Here is a 26,381-nt window from a genome sequence, read left to right on the forward strand (position 1 = left end):
GCGCCTTTTAACGCTTTTGCTGTCGCTTGTTGCGTTCAGCTTCACAGCCTTTGCACAACCCACCAACTGGGACGCTCTGCGCCAGCAGGCGAACGGCCAGACCGTTTACTTCAACGCCTGGGGTGGCGACCCAGCGGTAAATAGTTATCTCGACTGGGTAGCAAGTGAAATGAAGCAGCAGTACGGCGTGACGGTGAAAGTAGTGCGCCTGGCTGATGCCGCTGATGCGGTAAAACGCATCCAGAGTGAAGCCGCCGCCGGACGCAAAGAAAATGGTTCGGTTGATTTACTGTGGGTCAACGGTGAAAACTTCCGCACATTGAAACAAGCTGGATTGTTGAAAGAAGGCTGGGCATGGGAATTACCCAACTGGCGCTATGTTGACCAGAAAAAACCGGTACGCGAAGATTTCTCCCAGCCGACGGAGGGGGCCGAAGCGCCGTGGGGTAGCGCACAGTTGATGTTGATTGGTAACAAGCAAGCGGATATGAAATTCCCACGCAGCGCGGCTGAATTACTGGCATTCGCCAAAGCACACCCTGGCAAACTGAGTTATCCTCGCCCACCTGATTTCACCGGTACGGCGTTTATCGAGCAGTTACTGATCGTGCTGACCCACGACTCACAGGCGCTACGCCTGCCGCCGGATCCCACAACCTTTAAGCAAGTCACTGCTCCACTGTGGGAGTACCTGGATAAACTGCATCCTCTACTGTGGCGCGAAGGTAAAGCTTTCCCACCAACACCCGCGCGCATGGACCGTATGCTGGCAGACGGTGAGTTACTGTTTTCTATGACGTTCAATCCCGCACACGTCGATAACCTTATCGACCGCAAGCAACTGCCAAAAACAGCACAGGCCTTTGGCTTTGCACAAGGCATGTTGGGCAATGTCCATTTTGTGACTATCCCAGCCAATGCCCGCGCCCAGGCTGGAGCTCAGGTGCTGGCAAATTTCCTGATGTCGCCACAAGCGCAAATTCGCAAAGCTACCCCAGCAATCTGGGGTGATGCCACCATTCTGGATAGCGCAACGCTACCTGCGCCATTAAATGAACAGCTCGATGCGCAAAAACCAACCCATCAGCAGGCGGTGCCATATCTGGCTGAACCTCATGCTGCCTGGGTTGATGCGCTAGAAAAAGAGTGGTTACAGCGCTACGGAGCGAAGTGAGTAACCGCGGGCTGCAACGCGCCTTAGCCTTGCTTGCCGTGGGGTGCGTTTTTGCTCCGCTGCTACCAGGCTTGGTGATGATGGCAAAACCGATGTTGATGCCCGATATCTGGCATCAGCTTTGGGCCGATAACCAGTGGCCCGGTGCACTGCAAGCAACACTATATTCGACCATGATTAGTGTTGTCGGCTCGTTGACTCTCTGCCTTATCCTGCTTTGCGGCTTATGGCCTGGCGCGCACTGGCAACGTTTGACCTCGCGACTGCCATTACTTTTAGCTCTACCACACGTCGCTTTTGCCAGCGGTTTTTTATTCCTGCTTTCCGATAACGGCTGGCTGGCGCGTCTTTGCAGCGTGTCGTTTCATCTTGATGAAAATGGTGTTGGGCTGGGTATCTTGCTGGCGCTGAAAGAGTGCTGGTTCCTGCTATGGATTGCCAGCACGCAGCTCAACCAGCAATCCCTTTCCCAACAGCTTACCGTGGCACAAAGCCTGGGTTATGGCCCATTGCAAAGCCGTATGCGGGTGCTGGTCGCACAGTTATTGCCGCGCCTGAAATGGGCATTGTTGGCGGTAGTGGCCTACAGCCTGTCTGTCGTTGATGTGGCAATCATTCTGGGTCCATCCAATCCACCAACACTCGCCGTTCTGGCCTGGCAGTGGCTTAACGATGCCGATCCACAACGTGTGGCAATGGGCATGTTAACGTCAATGCTGCTGGTGGTGATGCTGGTAATTTTTAGCACCATTGGCTACGCCATATGGGGGTTGAGCCGCCGCTGCCTGGGACAATTTTCCGGGAAGCGCCATCAACTCTGCATTCAGCCTCTGGCATTAGGCTCAGGTTTTATCATGACCCTCACAGGCGTTGCAGCGATAGCAATGCTGGTGCTGTGGTCATTTGCAGACGGCTGGTTTTACCCGGCTCTCTTGCCCGATGCATTCGCCCTTTCCGGCTGGCAAGCGACTGAACTGTCACCTTTAATCACCACGTTAGTGCTGGCGCTGGCAAGTAGTCTGACAGGTTTACTGGTGGTTGTTCTGTGGCTGGAAGGGGGAAGTTCACGCTTTGATCTCTGCCTTGCGCTACCGCTTTTCTTACCCGCTCTACCGTTGGTTGCTGGGCAATATCAGATATTGCTGGTTATGGAGCAGGACGGTAGTTGGCTCGGTGTTATCTGGAGCCATTTGCTGTGGGTTGTCCCCTACATGCTTCTGGTCGCACGCCCCGCATGGCGACAGTTTGATTCGCGCCTGACGATTACCGCGCAAACATTTTGCTGGTCACCGTGGAAGATTTTATGCTGGGTCAAGCTGCCATTGCTTATCCGCCCGCTACTGGCAGCACTGGCTGTCGGGTTTTCGGTGAGCGTGGCGCAATATTTACCGACGCTATACGCAGGTGCCGGGCGCTTTACCTCTGTCACAACAGAAACTGTGGCACTAAGTAGCGGCGGCGACCCGCAACAGCAGGCCATTCAGGCGTTGCTACAAATGCTACTTCCGGCAATCATGTTTATTGCCATGCGACAGCTCAGCAGTCTGTTCACCCATTATCGACAAGGATTACGCTAATGCTGCGTGTTCAGGATTGTTCTATTTCTAATGCCACCCGCTCGTTGATTCAGAATATGAGCTTCACCGTCTCCCCCGGTGAGGTGTTGACGCTGATGGGCCCCTCTGGGGCAGGAAAATCGACATTTCTAAGTTGGATGATTGGCGCGCTGCCAGCGGAATTTAGCGTTAAAGGGGAGCTGTGGCTTAACCAGCAACGCCGCGATACTCTCCCAACCGCGCGGCGAAATATTGGCATTCTGTTTCAGGATGCGCTGTTGTTTGCGCATTTGAATGTTGGACAAAACCTGGCGATGGCCCTTCCCGCGACAATTAAAGGGCGCGAACAGCGGCGGTATTATGTCGAACAAGCGCTGGCAAATGCGCAGCTAACCCATTTTTCTCGACGCGACCCTGCAACACTTTCCGGCGGTGAGCGCGCGCGCGTTAGCGTGTTGCGGGCTTTACTGGCGAAACCCGAAGCGTTATTGCTCGATGAGCCATTTTCACGATTGGATCAAACCTTACGTGAGCAGTTCCGTCAGTTCGTCTGGCAGCAGGTTGAGCAACAAGCCATTCCGGTGGTACTGGTAACACACGATCCGCAAGATATACCCACAGGCGGGCATATTGTTACGGTCAATGGTTCCGACTATTAATTTGTCATACATAATTATGCGTTATCGCAAAGAATAGCCGCCGTTATTCGGCAAGAATAGCGGCTCTTTTTTTCTCTTCTTTTCAGGTTATAAGATGAAACGTGTTTCTCAACTAACCGCCGCCTTGATGTTATCCGGGTTGGCGCACATGGCTTTCGCAGCAGGTCAGCCTTCTCAGATGACTTTCTCCAATATTCAGGCGCAAAAAGGCGTGGTTATTGATACACGTCCAAGTGCTTTTTATAACGGCTGGCCACAAACCGTTCACGGTGTGGGTGGGCATGAACCTGCTGCACTGAATTTATCTGCCAGCTGGTTGGGCATGATGAATGATGAGCAGCTGCAAGAGTGGGCAAAACAGCACGCTATTGCACCAGACAGCCTGATTGCGCTGTATGGTCAAGGCGCTGAAACAAAAGCAGTTAAAGAGCGCCTGACTAATCTGGGCTACACACATATCGCCCTGCTCTCCGATGCTTTGCAGCAGCCTGCGCGCTTGCAGAAAATGGCTCACTTCGAGCAGCTTGTTTACCCGCAGTGGTTACATAACCTGATGCAGAATAAACCTGTTGCGGCACAGCCTGCAGGCGAAGTGAAAATTATCGAAGCCGCCTGGGGGGCGCCTAAGCAGTATTTGCTGAGCCATATTCCAGGTGCTGATTACATCGATACCAACGATATCGAAAGTGAGCCGTTGTGGAATAAAGTATCCGACGACAAGCTCAAGGCGTTGTTAGCCAAACACGGAATTCGCCATGACACCACCGTGGTGATGTACGGGCGTGATGTCTACGCTGCGGCACGCGTCGCACAAATTCTGCTGTATGCAGGTGTTAAAGATGTACGTTTACTTGATGGCGGCTGGCAGAGCTGGTCCGATGCCAAATTGCCTGTGGAACGCGGTTTACCGGGTGATGTTAAACCTGCGGCAGACTTTGGTGCGCCATTCCCAGGCCAGCCACAGCTGATGCTTGATACAGAGCAGGCTCGTGGGCTGTTGGGCCGTAAAGATGCGTCACTGGTCAGTATTCGTTCATGGCCTGAGTTTATCGGCGCCACCAGCGGCTATAGCTACATCAAGCCAAAAGGTGAGATTGCAGGCGCTCGTTGGGGTCATGCCGGTTCTGACTCCACGCATATGGAAGATTTCCACAATCCTGATGGCACAATGCGTTCTGCTGACGACATCGCGGCGATGTGGAAAAGCTGGAATATTACCCCGGATCAGCATGTCGCATTTTATTGTGGTACCGGCTGGCGTGCGTCTGAAACCTTCATGTATGCCCGTGCGATGGGTTGGCAGAATGTGGGTGTGTACGACGGCGGCTGGTATGAGTGGAGTAGTAATCCGAAGAACCCGGTTGTGAGTGGGGAGCGGAAGCCGCTGTAATATATAGCGGGAACAAGGTCAAAACCGGTTCGGATTTTGACCTTAGCTTTTGACGTTGACCTTTGAGTCCGGCATAAATCGCCTCCGTTTTGACTGTAAGGCCGGGTCGAGCCGTCGGGAACGGCAAGAGGTTGTGATCGCCAGGAGCGAGTCACAACCGACCATGGGACTGAAAGGAAAAATGGAGGTTTACTGCGAAGCAGCGATTTAATCGCCGGGAGCCGGGATTATCAAGGGTGCTGCGCTTCAGTACAGCGGTAGCACCCTTGATACGTTCACCGTTTCGGTAAGCACAGGGGACACTGAACGTTTAGTGAACTGAATCTTCTCCGGATCGGCAGGAAACTATCCTCAACGTCTCATACCCACTCCACACCCGCGTGAACGTCGTCATCCAGCACAGCGCCCCAAACACCCATGCGAACCAGACAAACCACTGTGGAAACAGGCAGCTCAACACAAATAACGCAATTGTCTCTGTGCCCTCGGTCAATCCACCGAGATAGTAAAACGATTTGTGCGCATAGCCTGGGTTATCAAGCTGATGCTTTTGCGCCACCGCCGCAAAAGCCAGGAAACTACTGCCGGTGCCGATAAACGCAAACAACAACCATCCGCCCGCCAGCGCGTTTTGCATGGGGTCGGCAAGGATAAAACCAAACGGCACCAGCGCGTAAAACAGAAAATCCAGCGAGATATCGAGAAAACCACCCGCGTCTGTCAGCCCGCGCCGCCGTGCCAGTGCACCATCTAAACCATCAAACAGGCGGTTCAGGACAATAGCCACCAGCGCTGCGCCATACCATTGCAATGCGAGAAACGGTAATGCAAGCACACCCACGGCGAAACCCACCAGGGTGATTCCGTCAGGCGAAATGGAGGGTTTATCCAGTGCGACAGCCACTCGCTCGAGGAGCGGTTTAATGCGCGGGTGAAGGTAGCTATCAAACATTCGGTTTTTTCCCCGGTTCGCTCACACATAACCCTTGTGCCGGAATGTCCAGCGCGGCGTTAAAGCGTGCGGAAAGGTTCTGAAAGGCAATCAGCGCGGTCAATTCGGTTATCGCTTTGTCGTCAAAATGGGTTTTCAGCTCATCTTTCAGCGCATCACTGATTTGCGGTGGCGTCGCCGTCATCGCCTCCGCATAAGCCAGGGCCGCTTGTTCTTTAGCTGAGAACAGTGTCTCTTCACGCCAGTTCGCCACCGCCAGCACTTTATCCATCGAACCGCTGCGCTCAGCAAGTCGCAGACTGTTGGCGTCGATACAAAAATCGCAGCAACATTGTTGGGAAACACGCGTCATCACCAGCGAGCGCACCACCGGGTCAATTTTCGCACGTCGTCTTTCAAGGAAACCCACGAACAACGCCACCAGCCAGAACAGATATGGCAACCGCCCCCACCAACGCGTGGGGTTAAGCACCGCGCCAAAGTGTTTTTCTTGCATGGAAGTAATGGGCCGTAAACTTGCGGGAAGTGACGTTAACGGCGCAATCCAGGGCGAACTCTTTTTTGTCATCATTCTGGAAGATCTTTAGATAAGCGTGGGTGGCGCGTATTATGCCACGCCCACGCATAAAGAATGGATTGGTATGATGAAAACCATTGATGTTGTTGCCGCTATTATCGAGCAGAACGGCAAAATTTTGCTCGCGTGTCGCCCGGAAAGTGGCGATCAGGCAGGTTTATGGGAGTTTCCTGGTGGCAAAGTCGATGGGACAGAATCGCAGCCGGAAGCACTGGTGAGGGAGCTGGCTGAAGAGTTAGCGATTTATGCAACAGTAGGCGATTACGTGGCGAGCCATCAGCGTGAAGTGTCGGGCCGAATTATTCATCTTCATGCCTGGCATGTGGCGCAATTTCACGGTGAAATGAAAGCGCTTTGCCACAGTGAACTGGCGTGGTGTTTACCTGCCGAGGCGTTTGATTACGACCTTGCCCCGGCAGATATTCCATTACTTGAGGCGTTTATGTCTTTACGCGACGCCATACTAAAGGGTTCGTGCTAAGCGTTTTTTCATCGCGTTGGCATTGCAGCAAAACGCCACCATCCGCTTTCACCACCGCCCCTTCAGAATAGTTTTGATCCTGGTAGATACAGCATTGGTTACAGGGTGCTGCGCGTTGCCCTTGGGAGCTGAACACTTCCGGCGGCACTGAAATATCTACCTGCGGATCAAGACGCTGCGCCATCCCCGGTAGGCTCACCATCAGCACCGCGGCGGCGGCGAGCAGGCTTTTTAGTCGCATCATTACTTCCCTCTTTTTTTGCCCATTGCTTGCGCGGTTTTTTCTGCTCGTCAGGCGCTTTAACGCCTTTGAAAGCATGATGTACAGGTTTGGCGCGTGCCTGATGAATCAACTCATAAAGCGTTTGCACCAACGGCTGCATAAAGTCCTGGTAACGGCACTGCTTTTCACTGATTTGCGTCAGCGTCGATTCCCATTGCGCCGTCATATCCGGCCTTGCGGCCAGTTCCGGGAGCGAGTGAATTAACGCACGTCCGGCATCCGATGAATGTATATAGCGCCCTTTCTTCACCAGGAAGGTTCGCTTAAACAAAAGCTCGATGATCCCGGCGCGGGTCGCTTCAGTGCCCAGTCCGTCTGTGGCGCGAAGGATCTTTTTCAGATCTTTATCCTGCACAAAACGCGCAATCCCGGTCATCGCTGACAGCAGTGTCGCATCAGTGAAGTGGCGCGGTGGTTGGGTCTGGCGTTCATTCACCTCGCCTTTTTCACACAGCAACTCATCACCTTTTGCGACCACCGGCAATGGCGTACCGTCGTTCTCTTCATCACGCTCTTTGCTGCCAAGCAATGTGCGCCAGCCGGCTTCAGCCAGGAAGCGGGCTTTGGCGTTAAACTTGCCGCCAGCAATGTCGAGATCGATGGTGCATTTGCGGAACACCGCATCGGCACAGAACTGCATTAAGTATTGTCGGGCGACCAGGTTGTAAACTTTAGCTTCATTTTCAGAAAGCGAAATTTTGGAGCTGCGCGCCGTCGGGATAATCGCGTGGTGGGCATCAACTTTTTTATCGTCCCAACAGCGGTTACGCAGATCGGTATTCAGCGCAGGCTGCGGGAATAGATCGGGCTGATGCACACTAATCGCATTCAGTACTGCGTGACGCCCGGCAAAATGTTCATCCGGTAAGTAGCGGCTATCCGAGCGCGGGTAGGTAATCAGTTTGTGCGTTTCGTAGAGTTTCTGGCAGATATCCAGCACGGTCTGCGCACTTAGCCCAAAACGCTTTGCTGCCTCGATTTGTAGACTCGAGAGCGAAAATGGCAACGGGGCGACTTCTGATTCCCGTTTATCATTATACGCAGTGACGATGGCGGGTTGCCCGCCGATACGGTTGACCACGTGTTCAGCCAGCGGGCGGTGCAGCAAACGCCCTTCTTCATCTTGATACGGTTCGCAAGACTCGCTGGGGATCCATGTTGCGACAAAACGTTCATCTTTTGGCGTGACGATATGCGCTTTTACTTCAAAGAAATCTTTCGCAATGAAATTCTCAATTTCTTCATCGCGACGCACCACCAGCCCAAGCACTGGCGTTTGCACACGGCCGACCGAAAGCACGCCCTGATAACCGGCATTACGGCCAAGAATGGTGTAAGCACGAGTCATGTTGATGCCGTAAAGCCAGTCGGCACGTGCACGGGCAAGCGCGGAAACACACAAAGGTATAAATTCGCTGTTCGCTCGTAGGCGGCTAATGGCTCGCTCAACGGCTTGCGGGTTGAGATCGTTAATCAGGCAGCGTTGAACCTGCTGACGCTTTTCTGGTTCCAGTTCGAGGTAGTCGAGAACTTCATCCACCAGCAACTGCCCTTCGCGATCGGGGTCACCTGCATGAACCACTTCGTCAGCCTGGACGAGTAATTTTTTGATGGCGTTAAGCTGTTTGGTGACTGAAGGACGCGGCTGCAAGCGCCACTTCTCCGGCACAATCGGCAAATCGGCAAGGTTCCAGCGGGCGTAACGCGCATCGTATGCATCTGGCTGAGCCTGTTCCAGCAAGTGACCGATACACCAGGTCACGACCTGCCCGTTTCCACACTCAATGAACCCATCACCCCGGCGATGGGGTTTAGGAAGCACATCAGCAATAGCACGAGCAAGGCTGGGTTTTTCGGCAATGAACAGACGCATCCGATTAACGAATCTCAATCATCGGGCGACCTGCACGAGCTTCTTTTAGCTCACCAATAGCCGTCAGTTTGATGCCATTTCTTTCGGCAACGGTGGCAACCGCCGCTTCAGCATCTGCCTCAACAGCTAACAGCAAGCCGCCGGAAGTTTGCGGGTCGCACAATAAATCACGCTGTGCCTGGGTCATCTCGCCCATCAGAGAGCCGTAGCTTGCGAAGTTGCGCGAAGTACCACCAGGCACACAGCCCTGCGCGATGTAATCTTCGACATCCGGCAGTTTAGGGACTTTATCGAACCACACTTCGGCCTGAACGCACGCACCCTGGCACATTTCGCTGAGGTGACCCAGCAGGCCAAAGCCGGTGACATCGGTCATGGCGGTAACGCCTTCGATGTCGGCAAATTCGGCACCCGGCTTATTCAGCTGGCACATCACTTCTGCGGCGAGGCCATAATGCTCAGGTTTTAGCAGGGATTTTTTCTCAGCAGTGGTCAACACGCCAATGCCGAGTGGCTTGGTGAGGAACAGTTTGCAGCCTGCGGTGGCTGAGCTGTTTTTCTTCACGCGGTCGGTTGGTACGATGCCGGTAACAGCAAGGCCAAAGATAGGCTCTGGCGCATCAATGGAGTGGCCGCCCGCCAGGGAAATACCCGCCTGTTGGCAAACAAAACGCCCGCCTTCAATCACTTTGCGGGCAATTTCTGGTGCGAGGGTGTTAATCGGCCAGCCGAGAATAGCGATAGCCATAATCGGTTTGCCGCCCATCGCGTAAATGTCGCTAATCGCGTTGGTGGCGGCAATGCGCCCAAAGTCGAACGGATCGTCGACAATCGGCATAAAGAAGTCGGTGGTGCTGATGACACAAGTGCCGTTGCCGAGATCGTAAACCGCAGCGTCATCACTGGTTTCGTTGCCAACCAGCAAGTTAGGGTCGACAAATTTAGCCTGCTCGGAATGCAGAATAGTTTGCAGGACTTTCGGAGAAATTTTGCAGCCGCAACCAGCTCCGTGGCTGTACTGCGTCAAACGAACGGTTGGCTCACTCATGGACGACTCCTGGTCACTACCCGTCATACTTCAAGCTGCTGGTGCGTTGACTACAGCCGCGCGCAACTCGAATTATTTAGGGTATAAACAAAAATTGAGTGTACATGGTAGCGCTCAAATCGTTCAGTAGTAAGACTGCATGTCTGAATTGCGCCATTCCTGGTCACAATCCAGACAGCTTTTGTTTGTTTGCTTAGAATTTGCTCACAAACGCAGTGATATCCGGCACGCTAACGGTAGTAGAGGCTTTGAGTTGTGGCGTTCCCAGATACAGGAAACCGACCACTTCATCTTGCTCACGGCAGTTTAGTGCGTCGCGCACGGCTTCGCTTTCAGTCCAGATGCCAGTACGCCAGATCCCATTGAAACCCTGCGCTACAGCAGCCATTTGCATTGCCATTACCGCACAACCCGCAGAGACAACCTGTTCCCAGACCGGAACTTTGTGGTTGTCATCACAATGTGCGACAACTGCGATAATCATCGGAGCACGGAACGGCGCGGTGCGTGCTTTCTCGATGCCCTTCTCGTCTTGCTCTTCAGCAATTGCAGCCTGTTCCATCACTTTACTAAAGCGTTCACGACCTTCGCCTTCAATAACGATAAAGCGCCATGGTTGTAATGTGCCATGGTCAGGTGCACGCATACCCGCACGGATAATATTTTCCAGAACATCACCGGCCGGTGCTGGCTCTGCCAGACGGGAGGCGCTGCGGCGGTTAAGAAGCAGTTCAAGTGCATCCATTTGATAACTCCTGCAATGATTTTAATGTTGCTTTACCCATAAGTTGACATAGGCATGTGTCAATAATCAATTAATTACCGTGGTATATATACCAATAAATTGACATAAAAATTACCCATAAGCTGACATAAAGTGACAGGCTCAAATGCAGGTCGGATTATTCTGTAGGAAAATTACTACATCGACGTGCACCACCATTTACTTACTCAAGACAGACCCTGTAGATGTAGTCAATGCTGACGGCGTAACGGTCAAATCATGTATATACGAATAACCCCACTGAGTCATACAAACCTGCGGACAAGTTCCTTTTAAAACATCATGTGAAGTGGCCGACAAAATTTGGCCACGACATGAGAGCATTTCTAGAACCACGGAACGTCCGCTGTTGGCACGCAGCGGACAGGGTGGGTGGTCATCAGGTCTGCTATGAGCGAACGATAGTCATTCGGTCCCTGAGAATTACACTTTGAAGTGATTCAGGGTATGCGTTTACTGGTTACGAATATTGAGCGAGGATCACGTGATGATCGCCGCTTTTCTTTCGAGCCAAGTAGGTGCTCCACGTTCGCTAACGAATACTCAGGGCATGCAGATAAACTGCGGACTATATTTCTTTCGAAGAGCGTGGAATGCATACCAATCCCCGATGAAAGGAGTTGGTGATGACTGTGACTAATCATTTTGCTGTGCACGTTGGTCTGGACTGGGCTGATAAAAAACACGATGTCTGTGTTCAGTTTAAAAACGGCGAACGCGTATTCGATGTGATTGAACATACGGCAGAAGCGCTTGATGTCTGGATTACCGAGTTACACCAGAAGGTAAAAGCTATTGAACCCGACAATGCGGATATCCGGTTGCTCCAGCAACTGGTTGAGCAACGTCGTCAGTTGGTTGAAGATAAACGACGCTTTGTGAACCGGATAATCAACACGCTTAAACAGTATTATCCTCAGCCACTGGAGTGGTTCTCACATCGGGGTACCGGCATGTAATCAGCCCCCGGTTATCTCATTGATCTTTATTGGCAGAAGCTCAGTACTCCAGCGTGAACGCTGATAGCCAAAATCAGCAGGAGAGCGCTTTATCAGTTCACGTAACAATGTGCATATATGCTCAAATGGCCAGCGCCGGGCGCGCCCGGCGGGTAAGGATTTCAGACCTTCGACACCCGACAGCGTAAATCAGTTAATCCAGCGACCGATGGATGAACGGGCACAGCAGAGTGTTCTGGCGACATCGCTGACTCTGTCTCCCCTGTGTAACTTCAGCATGGCGGTCAGTCTGCGGGCATGGTTCTTGTCACGCGTTTAATGGATAGTTTTCTGCATCAGGCGTCGTTCGAAACGGGATATGGGTACTATGATCGGCATCGTTCAGTCCGGTTGGTGAGGTGGGATATTTGGCGATTGATCAGATCGCACAGTCCGGGCTAAGTTCCCTTTAAGGGATCTACTATTCCGCGCAGCTATTTAGGCAGCACTCTTTTTGTCCGCACTCCAAACGGAGTGATGCTGACCGAAACTGGAAAAGAGTATCTACGCTATGTCACTGAAACTTTTGATATTTTACTGCTGGGTCAGCAAAACAGTCGCCATGCCGCTGCGGCACCCCGATTAATGCTCTACACGTTGCCTTCACTGGCAACCAAATGGCTACTGTCCGAGCTACACAACTGGCGTGCCTGCACCCCAGATGTTGACCTGGCGTTACACGGCACTCACGCGCAGTTTGATTTCAACACCATGCATGCCGATTTTGTCATCTGTTTTGGTGAAGAACGCTACGCCCAACTGGAAAAGAAGTTTTTATTTCACGATGAGGTGCTACCTGTACCTAGCCCGGAGCTGATTGCGTGTTATCAGGGGCGGAAACTGTTAAGCAAGGCGCCGCTGATTCATCTCGAATGGGTGAATGAGCGGCGTTTTCTACCCAACTGGCGTGACTGGTTTCAGGCTAAAGAGATAGAAGAACCGGAACCGCAACCCTCCTTTATCTTCAATCTCACTTTACTGGCACTGCATGCCGCTGTTGCAGGTGCGGGGGTGATACTTGGCCAGCGGAATTTGATTGCCAATGAACTCGCATCCGGGACGCTTGTCATCGTGGATGAGCTCAGTCTTCCGCACAGTAAGCCCAATTTTCTTGCATGGCCTCAACGAACCCTGAGCCAACCAGGAAGTCGTCAGCCAATTGCCTGGCCAGTAGAGCTTGCCGGAACGGATAGTTAATCACCAAAGCCCTTTCGCCTGGAGTGTCATTGTCTCTCAGCGAAAAACTACCCGTTTGTTATTGCACGCGCTAAGGTATATCGGTTCAAATAATGCTGGGGATAATTTAAAGAGAAGAGTTAAAGCATACCGAGGCTTTATGGTCATTCAGATAATATAAGAGTGTTGCAGACAAGAACCCGCTTCAAGAATACTGCAGATTTAATCAGAGGGAGTTAACAGGTAATGCTTACGGCAGCCCGTTCAGGCTGCCGCAGAGAAGATTACCACTTATAGCGATTATCATCTTCCCAGGTTTTAAGCTCTTTCTCGGCCTGGTCTTTATTATAACCATAGCGTTCCTGAATACGGCCAGCCAGTTGTTCACGCTTGCCCTCAACCACATCCAGATCATCGTCGGTCAACTGCCCCCACTTTTCTTTCACTTTGCCCTTAAATTGCTTCCAGTTTCCACTGATACGATCTTCGTTCATGAAGTGACTCCTTATTACCACCGTAGCGGCATGAATGGTATTGGGTGATACTCTTAATTTTAGACATGAATCGAGAAATTGCTGTATGAAGCCTGAAATATAGATTATTCCTGGACGATAATATCAGTTGCAGCGCTGTGGTTATATTCTGTATGAACTGTAACATCCTGCTGAGAAGGCACATAATCCTTACTGATTACGTACTCTAACGCCTGAGCATATATTTCACGCAGGATGCTGTGTTCATTTTTTTCCATCCATGACAGTAATTCGAATACCACATCCTGTTCTGCAATGTAACCATGCTGATCTAATAAACCAGCCTCAATGACCTTGACTATATCCCGAGTCCCTGAAGGCAGATGATGTAAATTATCTGATAATGTCTGAATCATAATGGACTCCGGTTGAAATTAAAATTTTGTTTATCATCAAAATGCTGTGCCGACTGGCATCTGTTATACAGACGTTTTTATATTAGGCCGCGTAAACAACTTATAATCAGATATAGATTTCCCCAGGGCCGAGCTAGTTACATTTTTTGCGTCATGCTAGAATCTATTTCCCTTCCTCTCAGACAATGCATAAAAGTTCAGATGTCATCATTTGAGTATTTGATTCGTTATTAATCCATTAGCGAACAAAAAGATAACCAACCAGAGTCTGATAGATAGCTTGTTCTTTTTTACACGAAGCCCGGTCTAGTTGACTTAACAGCCTGGTGCACAGTGTTCTCCGGCTCAACCGCTGGCCATCATTAAGAAGATCCCTGACCACCTTACCCATCGCCTCCTGCTCGGATGGCTCACTCACTGCAGACATAAAGTCTGCCACGGATGAATTGATGGAAGGATTGTAAGCGCCCTGTTGCATATAAGCTTCTCTTGTGCTGCAAGTAGTTAAGTTTTGGTTAAAGTTAAATGCACATGCTCATTTTGTACAGAAAAAGTTGTACAATTTTTTAAAATCAATATCACACAAAAAACAATTAAATTAAATATCAACTAGTTATGTTGATTTTGAATTTTTAAAAACTGTACACCATTACGTTGTGAGCTTAACTTCCTCCTGCCGCTATTGAATTCCCAATACTTGATTTCATTGGCCTGGTACTGGTCCTGGCGGAGCACTTTCTCCGACTACGGGAAACTCAAAAAAACTCCTATACCATTGAAAATATGAGGAATGAACATGATACCACTGTGGTAGCAAAGCACTCTCAAAGATTGATGTTCTTCTTCCTCACCCCATCTGGTTTTTTGTACATATAGGAATAAGATTAAATTAATGTTGTACAGTCTCGACTAAGTTGTACAATGTTTTTGGAAATATTTAACAAGGACTGCATCAGTTTAAGGGGGACTTATGGCTTCTTACAGTATCGGTGATGTGGCAGATAAGTGCGGAATTAACCCAGTGACTTTGCGCGCCTGGCAACGCAGATATGGATTGCTAAAACCCCTGCGCAGTGAAGGCGGGCACCGTCAGTTTGATGAAGCAGATATTCAGCGTATTGAAGAAATTCAACGCTGGATAAAATCAGGGATATCGGTAAGTAAGGTAAAGGCCATTCTTGATACAAATCAGGGTGCTGTAGATAAAGGCTGGATAACACAACAGGAAGAGTTGATCACTATTTTAAGGTGTGTGCGCCCGGATGATCTACGTTTCAAAATTGTGGAATACAGCCAGCAATTTAATGCTGCAACTCTGATTGATCACGTCTACACCCCCGTTCGTCAACGGCTTGGCTTCGAACAAAATACGGTGCGAAACATTTGTGGACTGCTCGATGGAGCATTGATTGAATATGTTGCAAACCAGCTGATTTTATCCCGTAAACGAAAGGGAAAACCTGCCCTTCTGATAAGTTGGGATGATCCCGACCGTACACGTTTGTGGCTTGAAGCATGGCGCCTTTCCACTCAGGGGTGGCATATAGATTTACTCGCTGAACCCGTGGAATTACCTCGCCCCGAATTCTTCCCTGGTCACCATATATTTGTATGGGCCGGTAAACTGATTACCTCTCGTCAGAAAGAACAGTTGGAATACTGGCGTGAACAGGGTTACTCAATTTTCCATCACAACCCAGACTTAACCAGTTGACCACCGTGCGTGAAATATTTCACGCACGGTGGAAGCACTTTACGTCAGGTTTGATGTAACAGGGGAATAGTTTACCAGGTAATTTGGTAGGCTCAGAATAGCCTTGCGCACGTGATAACATAAATCAATGAGAAATAAATTCTTAATGAAATAAGATTTACGCTACCTCGGAGGAAAAGTTAAATAAATTTTCAGCTGTAATAGCCAATTATTTGCTTGTAGAGATCAGCAAGAATAACATTAGGCTCACGCTTCATTTTATTTACGAGCGCCATTTTAAGACTGTCGCGGGTTACCACTTGGTTTTTGATCAACAATTCCTGTTTAACAGAAATCAGCAGCACTGAATTAGCTAGAAATCGCTCTGGAATACAGTGAACCACGTGATCATGCATCATATCGGCCATCTGGAACATCAACTCTCTTTTGTTAAGTGAGTAATAAATGTAGTTGCCATAGTGCAAATTGTACAACAGCTAAAAATAAAATATTTTTCCTGTCTCATTCTGCAGAATAATAAAATTAAACAGATAACCAGGAATAATCTTATTCAATAATATTCTGGTTGGCACCTCCTCTCAATTCAACATAATTACAGACCATCTGAAATCACTGCTCAAAAACGTCAGGAATTATTTTAAACAGACAAGAATGAACAGATATGTAGAAACGTAACAATTGAAATACATCACATTCATTAATCTATCAACGTGAGTTTTCGTCAAAATGTTCAGTGGAAATTGTCGGGTAAGAAAAGTACGCTTGAAAAATAAATAAAGTTAACAACTTGTAAATTACTTGTTTTTAAACTACCTTGAAATGGCTGCATCGAAACAATTCAGATATTTATTACTGCAACACTATTTTAGAGAAATGAATGATATTACCCCAGACAGACTTTAAGCCCGCTTCTCCTCAGTTAGAAATACCCGCTCCATATGAAAATGAACATATCGCGTTGAGAACCATTACTCAACAGCTCATGTCATCCAAAGCCCTGGTAACCAATAAAGACATTATAATTAAACTCATTGAACTTCTGGAAACAGAAAAATGTGATGTGCAAAAAGACATTTTTAGAAATGTTCTGGAAAGCTTGCTACGCAGAACCCCGGATGATCTTTAATAATCTTACTCAGGCAGTAAGCTCCCATTAGCATATTTTATATGATTTTTGAGTAATTAAACCTGAAAGAAAAATCAAAAAATAGACCAGCAACGTTATAGCTGGTCTGACATTGATTCAGCCATCAATAAAAAATCTCACCACTCCACCAAGAAAATAATTTTGGTTACTCTTTCCTGGCATCAATAATATGGAAACCCGCGTGTTAACTTTAACAAAATGATTTTCCTTTAACTGCCACAAACCAGTTAAATGGCACTTTCAGACTATTCTTTTTTACTGAATAAAAGTTTCATGTTTTTTACTGTAATTTTTAATATCAATAAAATTCAATCACTTACATTGAAGTCAATATTTACCCAAAAAGTAGAAAGAATTTCTCGCCGGACGCTAACAGACTTTAGCTAATTCACCACCCGCAAAGTTGTGCCAGGCTTAAACACCGCAAAGGCAAGATGAATCACATTTTTCAATCTTTATAGGGAAACATGCCAGAGATAAACAAAAGTTCATTTGAGTATTTATTTATTCATGAGCTATCTGATATTTACTGCGCAGATAAGGAAATTATTGACGCCATTGCAGCCGACATAACGATGACGCGTGAAGTGGCACATCAGATGTCTTTTGAAAAAGCGCTGTACGCTATCAGCAACAATTTCCCACCAGGAAAACTCCCTCCAGTAGAGAAATACGCGATGGTTTATTACAACATGTCCGAAGGAAACGATGTCCGCGGCAGCTGGAATTCAGACGAGAACTTCACCTATGTAGCGCAGCCTGAACCGGCTGTTGATGGCGGAGATGGCACGGCTAGTGTCACGTTATCCGCAACCCAGAACGCGAATCTGGAAAAACTGGCAAATCGTACGGCCTCTGACCCTGGGGTAAATCCGGTTACCGGGACTGACCTTGGCAAGGTACCTCCGGTTGAAATTGAATCAGCCGCGCTGAAGAAATCCGGCAAAGCCAAATCAGCTAAAAAATAATATCGGGCGGCCCTATGGCCGCCATCCCTTAAATCTGCACAGACCAAACTTTCTCCTCCACTCATCAAAACATAAATGCCGTGAAAGGGTTTGTATCCTGGCCTGGAAACTGGCTCAGTCTATTTTCTCAGGATGCTGCTCCATTGCCAGCGCACTCGCACTGGCCGGATCAAACAGTGAAAGACTCTCAATTTGACTCAGCATAATCACCCTTCTGAATTCCATTGCACTCCTGGGCTCTGAATCAAGAGTAATGTCATGTTCGGCATACCACTTACTGTAATTATGCTCGATACATAAATTCATTTTCTCACCATCTCGATAGCCGCTCAGCATCGGGATGAGCACGATATTTGCCGTCTTTTCATACTCCAGAGTCGCCGTATGTATCATCCCGACATAGATCCGCCTCGACTTAAGGGTCACCAGCGCCAGCTCACCTTCTTCCATACACTGATACAGAAGTTGTTCGATACCGCTCGACTGCGCCAAGCGCTTATACAGCTTTTTCCTGCCGTCACCATCCAGTCTGGCGCTCCCAGCCCAGTTAGAACGATAGAGACAAAATAGTATGGCAAATGCCAGCATAATGACGACCGGAGCCTGAATGCCGAGAAAGCTCCAGTTCATAAACTCAATTTGCCAGTTGGCATAGTTCTGAGGTGCAAGGTGGAAAGTATTAACGCCCACTGACAAGCCTAGCAATAGCAACCAGATTAGACCGGTTGCGAGTACGCCCTGCAGGACGAAAATACAGCCATACAGCGCGACAAGAAAATAGACATCCCAGCCGAAGGAGCGCTTGATTTTAAAGCGAGTAGACAGGTCGCGACTGGTGTACCAGTAACCGCAAACCATTAGCACCATGAATATTGCCGTTCCCATGTTATGCCCTCTTCAGGGCGTTAACATGACGCAGAAAATCTTGTCGTACCTCTTTGCTTTTGAAATTAACCGAGGCGTAACCATCCTGGTCAATAATAATCCGGTCACCATCCTCCAGAGCTTCAATAATTTCCTGATGACTGATGACCTGTAATAACGACTCCGGGCTTGAGAAAATCGACATAAAAAAATGGTGCATAACGAGACGTCCTTATTAAGATAAAGGATAAGTCTGGTTTATTAATGATGGTGTTGCCTTAAGGTAATACTGAAAATCCTCAACTTTCATTCACGCTGCTGCCATGTGGCAGCGACCAGACAGCTGGCTGAGCAGTTGGAGGTGTTGTGAAGCGCAACAAAGAAGAGATAGCCGTTCGTTTACTTTAACAAAACACCCCTCCAAATGACGGGTGCATGCTTTCAATAGATGGCGGGTCCGGGTGTTTTTGGTCCGGTAAAAGATGAAGCCCGCGCCATTCAGGTATTGCGTGATGCCGTGGCGAGCGGTGTGAATCATATTGATACCAGCGATTTCTACGGTCCGCATGAAACCAATAAGCTGATCAAAAAAGCCCTGCATCCTTACGCTGACAATCTGTGCATCGTCACCAAAGTCGGTGCTCGTCGTGATGAAAAAGGTGGCTGGTTAACGGCATTCACGCCGCAGGAACTGGTCAGCGCGGTGGAAGACAACCTGTGCAATCTGGGGCTTGAGGTGATGGAAGTGGTGAATCTGCGCAGTATGCTGGATATTCATCAGCCGAAAGAAGGATCCCTAGAACCGCAGCTGGAGGCGATGATTAAGCTGAAAGAACGTGGACTGGTTCGTCACATTGGCCTGAGTAATGTCACGGTAAAACAGGTGGAGGACGCGCAGAAACTGACACCAATTGCCTGCGTGCCCTTCTTCCCGCTGGGCGGATTTTCCCCACTACAATCAACGCAACTCGATGAAATAGCCGCTGACTTACAAGCCACACCGATGCAGGTGGCGCTGGCCTGGTTGCTCAGACGTTCACCGAATATTTTGCTGATCCCCGGCACGTCATCGCCGGAACATTTGCAGGAGAATCTGGCCAGCGCACGGCTGAATTTATCTGATGAAGTGATGGAAAAGCTGAACGGAATGAACTAAGGATCTTGTGAACTGAGTCCTTGGCATCGAGGACTCAGAATTTAAAATATCAGCGTTATGGTGACTGCCTGCGCTTCCACTCATCAGCCACATCGGCCAGAGTTTTAGGCACCTCATTACGTACCCAGGCCATAAAATCACTTTCGAACCAAAAGTCTACCCCGCACTGCTCAGTCAGAAAACGCCGGACATTTTTTTTATTCCTGTAACGCTTATCCACAAGCGTAATACCTGTCAAATAAATGGGATGCGTAGGGAAAAGACGATGCCTATGGGCATCCGGGCACTTTGTAGATCTCAGAAATTACCTGCATCGTTGCGTCTTCGATCGTTCCTTCATTACGGCATAAAATCCAGTCATGATTGGCAATTTCTCGCTCGAACGCGGCGGTACAAACGACATGCTCTTCCAGCTTAGAAATCACCGTACTACCCAGCCCACGCGATCGGGACGCGGCCCTCGCCCATGAAATGTCAGGTGCAGTCACCACCCCGACATGCAGGTCTGGCGTTCGCACGTTTCGTTCAATGTTAAGCTGTAAAATCTCTGCAAAAGGAATCATCCGGCGAAACGCGGCATCCGACGGATACCAGCGATCCATCAGGATAATGCAGTCCACTGGCTGTTTAGTCAGCACATGCCTGGAAATCCAGGCACGGCTATCTGCAAGGCGCACACAAACCTCCCGTTCCAAATCCAGAGTGGGATTTCTGGCGAGCTTGTTAACCAGGGCCATTGTTTCGCCCCTGTAAGGATCGCTTTTTTTCTCGCAAAGCCGGATGACCTTCTTGTTGTCTGCCCTGAGTACTTTCGTAATGGCCTCCAGCAATGTGGTTTTACCGGCCCCCTTGGGCCCATCCAGAGAAACAAAAAATTGACGATTCATTCTTCAAATGACGATTGATATACGGTTTTTGTAAAGCTTGCATCTGGCAAAAACATCTCATTTCCTTCGTATGAACCGCTGACTAACCCTTCGTTTTAATGTGATAGGTTCGAATGACTGGAACACTTAGACTTCAAGTGCAGCAAGAATGACGGTTTCCATTTTCTCCGGAGTGGTAGTTGGAAAACGTCCGCTCTGAGCGAGGAGCGGAGGTACAGTGGCAAATATCTAAACAATAGTAATTATCAAAAGCGACTGTTTTTTTATATCTGGATATCTACATTCGGATTACCCCTGCACTTCAGGTAGTACAAAAAAATGTCCTGACATTTTCTACCTTTCGGTAAACTAGGGCATTTTCTATAACGCATTGATAATGCAGAATTGTCACCAGTTCTGTAGGGTAGGAGAAATAATCAGATCGTTTACTGTGACGTTATCCGGCTGGTTCAGCGCATAAATAACAGCATTGGCATCATCTTCAGAACTGATAGCAAACTTGTTCAGTTCCTGATCGGCCTTACGACCTTCAGGATCACTGACTTTATCAGCCCAGCCCGTATTGATAACGCCCGGAATCACAGTAAGAGAACAGCATAAGAACGGCATTTATTGCTCTGTGGATCAAATATCCGGCGACTGCCAGTTCGCGTCATCTTTTACCGGAGGCAGGTAAGAAAGACGCTGCATATTCTGGTTCCATAGATTATCCGGAATGCGGTAACGGTCTTCCTTATGCGGATCGATAGCCGTCACAATACGGTCTTCCTGACCTGACGTGATCAGGCTGATAAGGTCTGGGTTCATCATTACGGTTTTACCTAGCGCAATAAATTCTGCCCACCCCGTCAGGTTGGCTTCGAGGATCTGGTCTGCAGTAAAGAGGTTACCGACACCAATCAGTGGCAGTTTGCCGTTAATACGTTCGTGCAATAGCTGCATACGGGTCAGCGAGGTATCTGCACCGCGACGAGCATTCTTGTAGAAGTCCCACAGTGAAACGTGCAGATACTGCAGTGGTTTCTGTACCAGTGCATCAATCAGGGCAAAGGTGTCTTCCATCGTCAGACCCTGCGTACCCGGTTCTTCCGGAGAGAAGCGGTAACCGACGATAAATTTTTCGCTGGCATACTTTTTCTTCACGTCCATAACGGCATCAACAATGGCTAGCGGGAAACGCAGACGCTGGTCAATTGTACCACCCCATTCATCGGTACGGCGGTTGCTTTCTCCTGATACAAACTGCTGGATCAGATAGTTATTGGCTCCGTGTATCTCAACGCCATCAAACCCTGCCTGAATGGCCAAATGCGCCGCATTGGCAAAGGCTGTAATCAGATCGCGAATTTCCTTGTGGGTCAGAGCCCTGGCTCCCGATTTCTCATCTGCTGAAGGAGCCACCATATCCCGGCCGTTTAGCAATTCAGGGATGCTCAGATGACCACCGTGGTGGATCTGAAGAATAACTGTGGCGCCCTGATTTTTAGCAATTCGGACGACTTCACGCAGGCTGGGTAAATCTTTCTCACCAATAGCTTCTGGTTGGCCGACAAACGCTTTTCCTTCCGGGGACACCAGAGTTGCTGCAGCGATAAAAAGGCCAAAGCCGTCAAAGCGATTGGTCAGAAAGTTACGCTCTTCATCACTCATGCTGCCGTCTTCATGCGAGGCAAAATGTGTCATTGGCGCAACGGTAAAACGGTTTTTAATGATGACGCCATTATTAAGGGCATAGGGTTCAAATAAAGGTGCAAATTTCGGGTTCATTCTGTTTCCTGTGTCATTTTTCTCGACGTAATGTTTATGTCTTAAATGCTAAAACGTACGCTGCGACAAAAAGTGTCTTACGCCATATTTATGTAACGACCACTAAATATTATTATATTTATATCGATCACTACATAAAAAGGCAAGCATATTTTTCTCTCTCTGAACATTTTTGCTGTTTTTGTAATTGGTGTTTTAGCTATCGCTTTTTATCAGCGGGTTACCTGCGGAGCGGATGAGGAAACATTAATAGCCGCGAGGACGCCCTTTTGACGGGAGCCCGTCGGTGGATAACATCTGATGCATCATGGTTTAACTCAGTGACAAAATCCCATATTTTGTGTAGCACTTACTACTTAATGACACTATTATGTAGTGATCGATACAATTCAACAGTCATCACTATGTACTGAGACGGGATAAAGTTGAAAATGAGGCGCTGCTGCGTCAAATGATCCTGACCGGTTATAACAGGCTGCGCGCCTTCACCTCGCTGAATGAGGGGGACTGAATGGGCGGGGTAACCACGGCCTACCGACGACACATGACCTCAAAATCTTGTATAGTGAGCCATCAGTTTTACTTTATTCATCAGGCAGGAATATGACAGATTCGACGCAAAGTCCCCCCTCACGAAGAGGACGCCCCCGTAATTTTGACCGGGACAAGGCCCTGGTTCGCGCATTGGGTGTTTTCTGGCGATGCGGATATGAACCAGCTTCTGTCGGCGAACTTTGCCGAGTGATGGATATTAATCCGCCCAGCTTGTACGCGGCCTTTGGCAGTAAGGCGCAGCTGTTTATGGAGGCGGTGAATTATTACGAAAGAACGTTCTGGGATGAGCCATGGGAAAGAATGCGTCAGGAAGAAAACGTATATGACGCTATCCATAACTTTTTTGAAGAAGCCGCCGTTATTCTCACGAGTCAGGAGGCGCCCTGTGGCTGCCTGGTTGTTCTGGCGGCCATCAACGTTTCACCGGATTCGAAAGATGTCTACGATGCGGTTAAGGCATTGAGAGAGGAAGGCAGGATTTACTTCAGGGAACGCCTGGAGGCTGGTAAGCAAGCTGGTCATTTGCCGTCTGATACGGATGTGGATGGTCTTGCCCTGACGTTGAATACACTGCTGGAAGGCATGTCCATACCCGCTCAGGATGGTATCTCGCAGGCTGAACTAAAGCGCATCTCAGCCCAAGCCGTTCGGCTCCTGCCGCGATTTTAAGACATCCGGCACTTTGATCCCGCCCCGCATAGGCGGGTTAATCATGGCATTTCCTGACCACCAATAGTCATACCCTCACCGGTGGCATAAAACTGTCCACCTGCAATGTAGTGCAGGCTTCGCCATGCTGGATCAGCGGAATCAAACTTCCAGTGGCCGTTGCTGAAGATTCGCGAATCCGCCCAGGCTCCCGTGATTTCTCCGATAAACAGATCATAAGTGCTTTGATTATGCGGCTCCTGGATAACCTTGCAGGCAAGCCATCCAGCACAGCCTTCAATAAAAGGCATATCCGTACCGGGCATTTCAAACACCCGAATGCCATGATGAGCCATTTTTTCCGGATCGGTGTGGAGGCTGTGGGTTCCTGCATGGTGTGTCAGCGCTATCTGTGCAACAGTCGGAACCTGAATAACAAATTGTCCGCTTTTTTCAATAAGCTCGCGCGTACGAGCCATCTTGTCCAGCACCACGGTCAGCTTTGGCGGGGCATAATCCAGGGCGCAAACCCATGATGCCGCCATCACATTATCCACACCGTCATATCGGGCCGATACCAGCGTCGTCGGTCCGTGGTTTATCAGGCGAAATGCCTTTGATAATTCAACTGGGGTAATAGTTACCGTTGCCATAGTTCATTCCTTTTTCAAAATTAACATCAGCCAGAGACCTCAGAGCATCTGCTCCGACTGCACCACGTTCTTACCCGGAACAGGATCCAGCGTGGCATCCGCTTTCCAGAAGTCCCCACAATCAGGTAAGTACCTGAAGTCGATAACAGGTACTGACAGCCTGGGATGGGGCACCCAGCACAATCAGTTTCATCATAACTCTTCCTGTATCAGGGCTTTTCCATGTGCATAACAGCTGTGCTGATAGCTTCATTACCCGCGGTCAGCTCAATGATGACCCGGCTGATGGCCGGACGGTTGATGATTTCAGCCAGTGTCCAAGCCAAGTCATCACGTGAAACGTCACCGTAGGGAATCGCAAGACCGGCACGAACTTTACCCTGACCCGGTTCATCAAGCAGTGTGCCAGGACGGAGGATCACCCAGTCAAGATCGGTTTCTGCCAGATACACATCAGCAAGTTTCTTGACGGACATGTAATTCTCAAATGATTCCGGCATACCTTTCGCGCGGAAGGATTCAGGGAACGCCGACACCAGGATGAATCTTTTGATCCCAGCTAGTTTTGCAGCCTCAACGGCCAGCTCCAGACCGTGACCGTCGATAGCTCGGGTCATGTCCTGGCCACCTTTACCGCCAGCACCAGCCGTAAAGACCACGATATCGCTACCGCTAAACAGGGCAGCGAGTCCCTGAGCATCAAGTTCAAGCAGGCTTCCCATGACGGGAATGGCACCGAGCGCGCGCAGCGGCTCTTCCTGTTCCGGATGGCGATAGAGTGAACGGGGTTGATTTCCCTGCTCAGACAGCTTCTGTGCCAGCCGGCGCCCTACTTTTCCGGCACCACCGATGATAAATACCTTTTTCATATTCGTACCTGTAATGAAGGATAATTGTTCGTCTCAGGCCACAGTTCTTCGCAGGATGGCTGACGACGGAACAATAAAAGCGATGCCTGTCATTTCTGGGTCGAGGCTATAGGACAAGGCATCAGGGGAGCATACCCCAACGTTCAGTTAATCAGGGGGCAACATGAGTGTGATAGATTTTGCTGAACACGATCCATTTGCCATCGACCTTGAGCAGATTGAAAAAGTCGGTAAAGCAGAAACCAGAGATATCGTTAGTATCAATACGCGCACTGGCAGCGGTACCCACAATATCGATGTTTACGATAACTCCCTGTGCTTCAGGCGATGGGAGGAAGGCTGAGTCAATGACGTCAAACAATCCCTGGATAGGCCCACCGGTCAGTTTGCCGTCACCGTCAACGCCGTAAATGGTTGCTTCGTTGCTGAAAGCCGGTTTCATGATACTGCTGTCAGCCTGTTTGCCACCTTCATTATACTGATTCAGTACCTTAACGATCGCGTTGTATTCCTGTACATATATTGGTTTGGTCATGCTTAAATCCTCGCATCTGAATGATGCTTAACGGGTTGCTTTTTGATTAAGGGCCCTGCGCGCACGACGGGCAATCATTGTCAGTGAAATAATGACCACAATTCCTCCTGCAATGGTCAGAGCCTAAGTAATGTGAGAGACAGTTTCCCCGCTCTCTGAGAGTTGACTGACCTCTGAAACCAGTGAGCCAATAAATACGTATAAAACAGTGCCCGGCAACAGACCGGCCCATGTAGCCAGAAGGTACTGGCGGGTACTGATACGGCTCATTCCCAGTAGATAACTGAGAGGGACGAAGGGCAGAATCGATACCAGACGGAGCAGGAACACCACCCGAAATCCGTCATCAGAGATGACTGTATTGATGGCCTTTATCCTGGGTAGTGCATTGACCGTGCTTTAATGCGTGCTCCTGCCAGATAACGGCTAATCAGAAAAGCCAGCACCGCCGAAATCAGTCCGGCAATGGAAGTTGCCAACAAACCGCTCAGCGGACCGTACAAATATCCTGCCAACATCGCCAGCGGTGAAGCGGGAAACAACAACAACGTGGCAAGAATAAAAACACCAGCAAACAAAGCCGCCCGAGTGACCCCATCGCTTGTAGCCTGGCGATCAGTTCCTCTGTAATTGTTGGGTCCATTCAGTTCCTGTCCAGGCGTTATTCATTTATCACTGCCCTATCAGCAGTCAGCAGTCAGCAGTCAGCAGTCAGCAGTCAGCAGTCAGCAGTCAGCAGTCAGCAGTCAGCAGTCAGCAGTCAGCAGTCAGCAGTCAG

28 protein-coding genes and 4 pseudogenes are annotated in these 26,381 nt (G+C 49.2%); 12 read left to right on the plus strand and 20 right to left on the minus strand.

All coding sequences use genetic code 11. The features are described 5' to 3' along the window. The first annotated feature begins 16 nt into the window (after nucleotides 1-16). The 4 genes from EDF88_RS04535 to EDF88_RS04550 all read left to right on the plus strand — a co-directional run bounded on the left by EDF88_RS04535 (nucleotide 17) and on the right by EDF88_RS04550 (nucleotide 4,779). On the plus strand, nucleotides 17-1,174 hold the full coding sequence (locus EDF88_RS04535; protein WP_243839586.1) for an ABC transporter substrate-binding protein: 1,158 nt from the start codon (nucleotides 17-19) through the stop codon (nucleotides 1,172-1,174). After that, a complete protein-coding gene (locus EDF88_RS04540) occupies nucleotides 1,171-2,751 on the plus strand; it encodes an ABC transporter permease (protein ID WP_134183159.1) in 1,581 nt (526 codons plus the stop codon). Before EDF88_RS04535 ends, EDF88_RS04540 begins: the two co-directional genes overlap by 4 nt. Continuing rightward, the gene (locus tag EDF88_RS04545) at nucleotides 2,751-3,389 is read left to right on the plus strand and encodes an ATP-binding cassette domain-containing protein (RefSeq protein ID WP_134183161.1); all 639 of its coding nucleotides are present in this window, start codon (nucleotides 2,751-2,753) and stop codon (nucleotides 3,387-3,389) included. The genes EDF88_RS04540 and EDF88_RS04545 overlap by 1 nt, the downstream gene beginning before the upstream one ends. Nucleotides 3,390-3,483: 94 nt before the next feature. Then, nucleotides 3,484-4,779 (plus strand): rhodanese-like domain-containing protein, encoded by a 1,296-nt coding sequence (locus tag EDF88_RS04550; RefSeq protein WP_134183162.1) that lies wholly within the window; start codon nucleotides 3,484-3,486, stop codon nucleotides 4,777-4,779. Nucleotides 4,780-5,089: 310 nt separating this feature from the next. On the opposite strand, the gene EDF88_RS04555 is transcribed toward EDF88_RS04550, so the two are convergent. Both EDF88_RS04555 and EDF88_RS04560 read right to left on the minus strand, forming a co-directional pair. Next, nucleotides 5,090-5,731 carry a CDP-alcohol phosphatidyltransferase family protein gene (locus EDF88_RS04555; RefSeq protein WP_134183164.1) on the minus strand — a complete coding sequence of 214 codons (642 nt, stop codon included), beginning with the start codon at nucleotides 5,729-5,731 and terminating at the stop codon, nucleotides 5,090-5,092. Continuing rightward, entirely contained in the window at nucleotides 5,724-6,302 is a 579-nt protein-coding gene (locus tag EDF88_RS04560) for a carboxymuconolactone decarboxylase family protein (protein WP_064518175.1), read from the minus strand. Before EDF88_RS04560 ends, EDF88_RS04555 begins: the two co-directional genes overlap by 8 nt. Before the next feature lie 70 nt (nucleotides 6,303-6,372). On the opposite strand from EDF88_RS04560, the gene EDF88_RS04565 reads away from it, so the two are divergent. Further along, nucleotides 6,373-6,789: a pyrimidine (deoxy)nucleoside triphosphate diphosphatase gene (locus tag EDF88_RS04565; protein ID WP_134183166.1), complete on the plus strand. Its 417-nt coding sequence runs from the start codon at nucleotides 6,373-6,375 to the stop codon at nucleotides 6,787-6,789. Here the strand turns inward: EDF88_RS04565 and EDF88_RS04570 are convergent. The 4 genes from EDF88_RS04570 to EDF88_RS04585 form a co-directional block, all read right to left on the minus strand. Then, the gene (locus EDF88_RS04570; protein WP_243839587.1) at nucleotides 6,749-6,991 is read right to left on the minus strand and encodes a YnjH family protein; all 243 of its coding nucleotides are present in this window, start codon (nucleotides 6,989-6,991) and stop codon (nucleotides 6,749-6,751) included. The two genes, EDF88_RS04565 and EDF88_RS04570, sit on opposite strands and share 41 nt — an antisense overlap. Then, complete coding sequence (locus tag EDF88_RS04575; RefSeq protein WP_134183168.1) at nucleotides 6,957-8,945, minus strand: DNA topoisomerase III; 1,989 nt, start codon at nucleotides 8,943-8,945, stop codon at nucleotides 6,957-6,959. Before EDF88_RS04575 ends, EDF88_RS04570 begins: the two co-directional genes overlap by 35 nt. A 4-nt stretch (nucleotides 8,946-8,949) precedes the next feature. After that, on the minus strand, nucleotides 8,950-9,993 hold the full coding sequence (gene selD, locus EDF88_RS04580) for a selenide, water dikinase SelD (protein WP_134183170.1): 1,044 nt from the start codon (nucleotides 9,991-9,993) through the stop codon (nucleotides 8,950-8,952). A gap of 193 nt (nucleotides 9,994-10,186) precedes the next feature. Then, nucleotides 10,187-10,738 (minus strand): NAD(P)H nitroreductase, encoded by a 552-nt coding sequence (locus EDF88_RS04585; RefSeq protein ID WP_134183172.1) that lies wholly within the window; start codon nucleotides 10,736-10,738, stop codon nucleotides 10,187-10,189. Nucleotides 10,739-11,403: 665 nt separating this feature from the next. Between EDF88_RS04585 and EDF88_RS04590 the strand changes: the two are divergent. Further along, nucleotides 11,404-11,727 (plus strand): annotated as a pseudogene (locus tag EDF88_RS04590) (transposase); the annotation flags it as partial. A gap of 12 nt (nucleotides 11,728-11,739) precedes the next feature. Here EDF88_RS04590 and EDF88_RS04595 read toward each other — a convergent pair. Then, a pseudogene (locus EDF88_RS04595) lies at nucleotides 11,740-12,114 on the minus strand (helix-turn-helix domain-containing protein); the annotation flags it as partial. 99 nt (nucleotides 12,115-12,213) lie between these two features. On the opposite strand from EDF88_RS04595, the pseudogene EDF88_RS04600 reads away from it, so the two are divergent. Continuing rightward, nucleotides 12,214-12,972 (plus strand): annotated as a pseudogene (locus EDF88_RS04600) (LysR substrate-binding domain-containing protein); the annotation flags it as partial. 263 nt (nucleotides 12,973-13,235) lie between these two features. Here EDF88_RS04600 and EDF88_RS04605 read toward each other — a convergent pair. Together EDF88_RS04605 and EDF88_RS04610 are read right to left on the minus strand one after the other, a co-directional pair. Continuing rightward, on the minus strand, nucleotides 13,236-13,445 hold the full coding sequence (locus EDF88_RS04605) for a CsbD family protein (RefSeq protein WP_064518165.1): 210 nt from the start codon (nucleotides 13,443-13,445) through the stop codon (nucleotides 13,236-13,238). A 104-nt stretch (nucleotides 13,446-13,549) separates the two neighbouring features. Then, nucleotides 13,550-13,840, minus strand: coding sequence for a hypothetical protein (locus EDF88_RS04610; protein ID WP_064518163.1), 291 nt, complete (start codon nucleotides 13,838-13,840; stop codon nucleotides 13,550-13,552). A gap of 970 nt (nucleotides 13,841-14,810) precedes the next feature. Between EDF88_RS04610 and EDF88_RS04615 the strand changes: the two genes are divergently transcribed. Then, the gene (locus EDF88_RS04615; protein WP_134183176.1) at nucleotides 14,811-15,554 is read left to right on the plus strand and encodes a MerR family transcriptional regulator; all 744 of its coding nucleotides are present in this window, start codon (nucleotides 14,811-14,813) and stop codon (nucleotides 15,552-15,554) included. 191 nt (nucleotides 15,555-15,745) lie between these two features. Here the strand turns inward: EDF88_RS04615 and EDF88_RS04620 are convergent, their stop codons facing one another. Continuing rightward, the gene (locus EDF88_RS04620) at nucleotides 15,746-15,970 is read right to left on the minus strand and encodes a hypothetical protein (protein WP_064518156.1); all 225 of its coding nucleotides are present in this window, start codon (nucleotides 15,968-15,970) and stop codon (nucleotides 15,746-15,748) included. 461 nt (nucleotides 15,971-16,431) lie between these two features. Here EDF88_RS04620 and EDF88_RS04625 point away from each other — a divergent pair, with 461 nt between their 5' ends. Together EDF88_RS04625 and EDF88_RS04630 are read left to right on the plus strand one after the other, a co-directional pair. After that, nucleotides 16,432-16,680: a biofilm development regulator YmgB/AriR family protein gene (locus tag EDF88_RS04625; RefSeq protein ID WP_064518154.1), complete on the plus strand. Its 249-nt coding sequence runs from the start codon at nucleotides 16,432-16,434 to the stop codon at nucleotides 16,678-16,680. 566 nt (nucleotides 16,681-17,246) lie between these two features. Then, nucleotides 17,247-17,669, plus strand: a pseudogene (locus EDF88_RS04630) (manganese catalase family protein); the annotation flags it as partial. Nucleotides 17,670-17,783: 114 nt separating this feature from the next. Here EDF88_RS04630 and EDF88_RS04635 read toward each other — a convergent pair. Both EDF88_RS04635 and EDF88_RS04640 read right to left on the minus strand, forming a co-directional pair. Beyond that, a complete protein-coding gene (locus tag EDF88_RS04635) occupies nucleotides 17,784-18,554 on the minus strand; it encodes a hypothetical protein (protein WP_134183180.1) in 771 nt (256 codons plus the stop codon). Between the two features lies 1 nt (nucleotide 18,555). After that, the gene (locus tag EDF88_RS04640) at nucleotides 18,556-18,753 is read right to left on the minus strand and encodes a hypothetical protein (protein ID WP_134183182.1); all 198 of its coding nucleotides are present in this window, start codon (nucleotides 18,751-18,753) and stop codon (nucleotides 18,556-18,558) included. A gap of 228 nt (nucleotides 18,754-18,981) precedes the next feature. Between EDF88_RS04640 and EDF88_RS04645 the strand changes: the two genes are divergently transcribed. Then, nucleotides 18,982-19,689 carry an aldo/keto reductase gene (locus tag EDF88_RS04645; protein ID WP_134183184.1) on the plus strand — a complete coding sequence of 236 codons (708 nt, stop codon included), beginning with the start codon at nucleotides 18,982-18,984 and terminating at the stop codon, nucleotides 19,687-19,689. Nucleotides 19,690-19,744: 55 nt separating this feature from the next. Here the strand turns inward: EDF88_RS04645 and EDF88_RS24900 are convergent, their stop codons facing one another. The 4 genes from EDF88_RS24900 to EDF88_RS04665 form a co-directional block, all read right to left on the minus strand. Continuing rightward, nucleotides 19,745-19,927, minus strand: a complete 183-nt coding sequence (locus tag EDF88_RS24900; RefSeq protein WP_279586324.1) for a DUF6434 domain-containing protein — start codon at nucleotides 19,925-19,927, stop codon at nucleotides 19,745-19,747. 31 nt (nucleotides 19,928-19,958) lie between these two features. After that, on the minus strand, nucleotides 19,959-20,576 hold the full coding sequence (locus EDF88_RS04655) for a dTMP kinase (protein WP_134183186.1): 618 nt from the start codon (nucleotides 20,574-20,576) through the stop codon (nucleotides 19,959-19,961). A 387-nt stretch (nucleotides 20,577-20,963) separates the two neighbouring features. Continuing rightward, the gene (locus tag EDF88_RS04660) at nucleotides 20,964-21,185 is read right to left on the minus strand and encodes a hypothetical protein (RefSeq protein WP_243839577.1); all 222 of its coding nucleotides are present in this window, start codon (nucleotides 21,183-21,185) and stop codon (nucleotides 20,964-20,966) included. Nucleotides 21,186-21,200: 15 nt separating this feature from the next. Next, nucleotides 21,201-22,343 (minus strand): NADH-dependent flavin oxidoreductase, encoded by a 1,143-nt coding sequence (locus tag EDF88_RS04665; RefSeq protein WP_064518141.1) that lies wholly within the window; start codon nucleotides 22,341-22,343, stop codon nucleotides 21,201-21,203. 603 nt (nucleotides 22,344-22,946) lie between these two features. On the opposite strand from EDF88_RS04665, the gene EDF88_RS04670 reads away from it, so the two are divergent. Next, nucleotides 22,947-23,567 (plus strand): TetR/AcrR family transcriptional regulator, encoded by a 621-nt coding sequence (locus EDF88_RS04670; RefSeq protein ID WP_064518139.1) that lies wholly within the window; start codon nucleotides 22,947-22,949, stop codon nucleotides 23,565-23,567. A gap of 41 nt (nucleotides 23,568-23,608) precedes the next feature. Here EDF88_RS04670 and EDF88_RS04675 read toward each other — a convergent pair whose 3' ends face one another. The 4 genes from EDF88_RS04675 to EDF88_RS25045 form a co-directional block, all read right to left on the minus strand. Next, complete coding sequence (locus EDF88_RS04675; RefSeq protein ID WP_064518137.1) at nucleotides 23,609-24,199, minus strand: flavin reductase family protein; 591 nt, start codon at nucleotides 24,197-24,199, stop codon at nucleotides 23,609-23,611. A 209-nt stretch (nucleotides 24,200-24,408) separates the two neighbouring features. Beyond that, complete coding sequence (locus EDF88_RS04680; RefSeq protein ID WP_134183188.1) at nucleotides 24,409-25,068, minus strand: SDR family oxidoreductase; 660 nt, start codon at nucleotides 25,066-25,068, stop codon at nucleotides 24,409-24,411. Nucleotides 25,069-25,219: 151 nt separating this feature from the next. Continuing rightward, a complete protein-coding gene (locus EDF88_RS04685; protein ID WP_064518133.1) occupies nucleotides 25,220-25,603 on the minus strand; it encodes a nuclear transport factor 2 family protein in 384 nt (127 codons plus the stop codon). Between the two features lie 371 nt (nucleotides 25,604-25,974). Next, nucleotides 25,975-26,181 (minus strand): VTT domain-containing protein, encoded by a 207-nt coding sequence (locus tag EDF88_RS25045; RefSeq protein WP_064518131.1) that lies wholly within the window; start codon nucleotides 26,179-26,181, stop codon nucleotides 25,975-25,977. Nucleotides 26,182-26,381: the final 200 nt, after the last annotated feature.

Origin of the sequence: Buttiauxella sp. BIGb0552 (assembly GCF_004366275.1) — a bacterium.
Classification (GTDB): domain Bacteria; phylum Pseudomonadota; class Gammaproteobacteria; order Enterobacterales; family Enterobacteriaceae; genus Buttiauxella; species Buttiauxella gaviniae.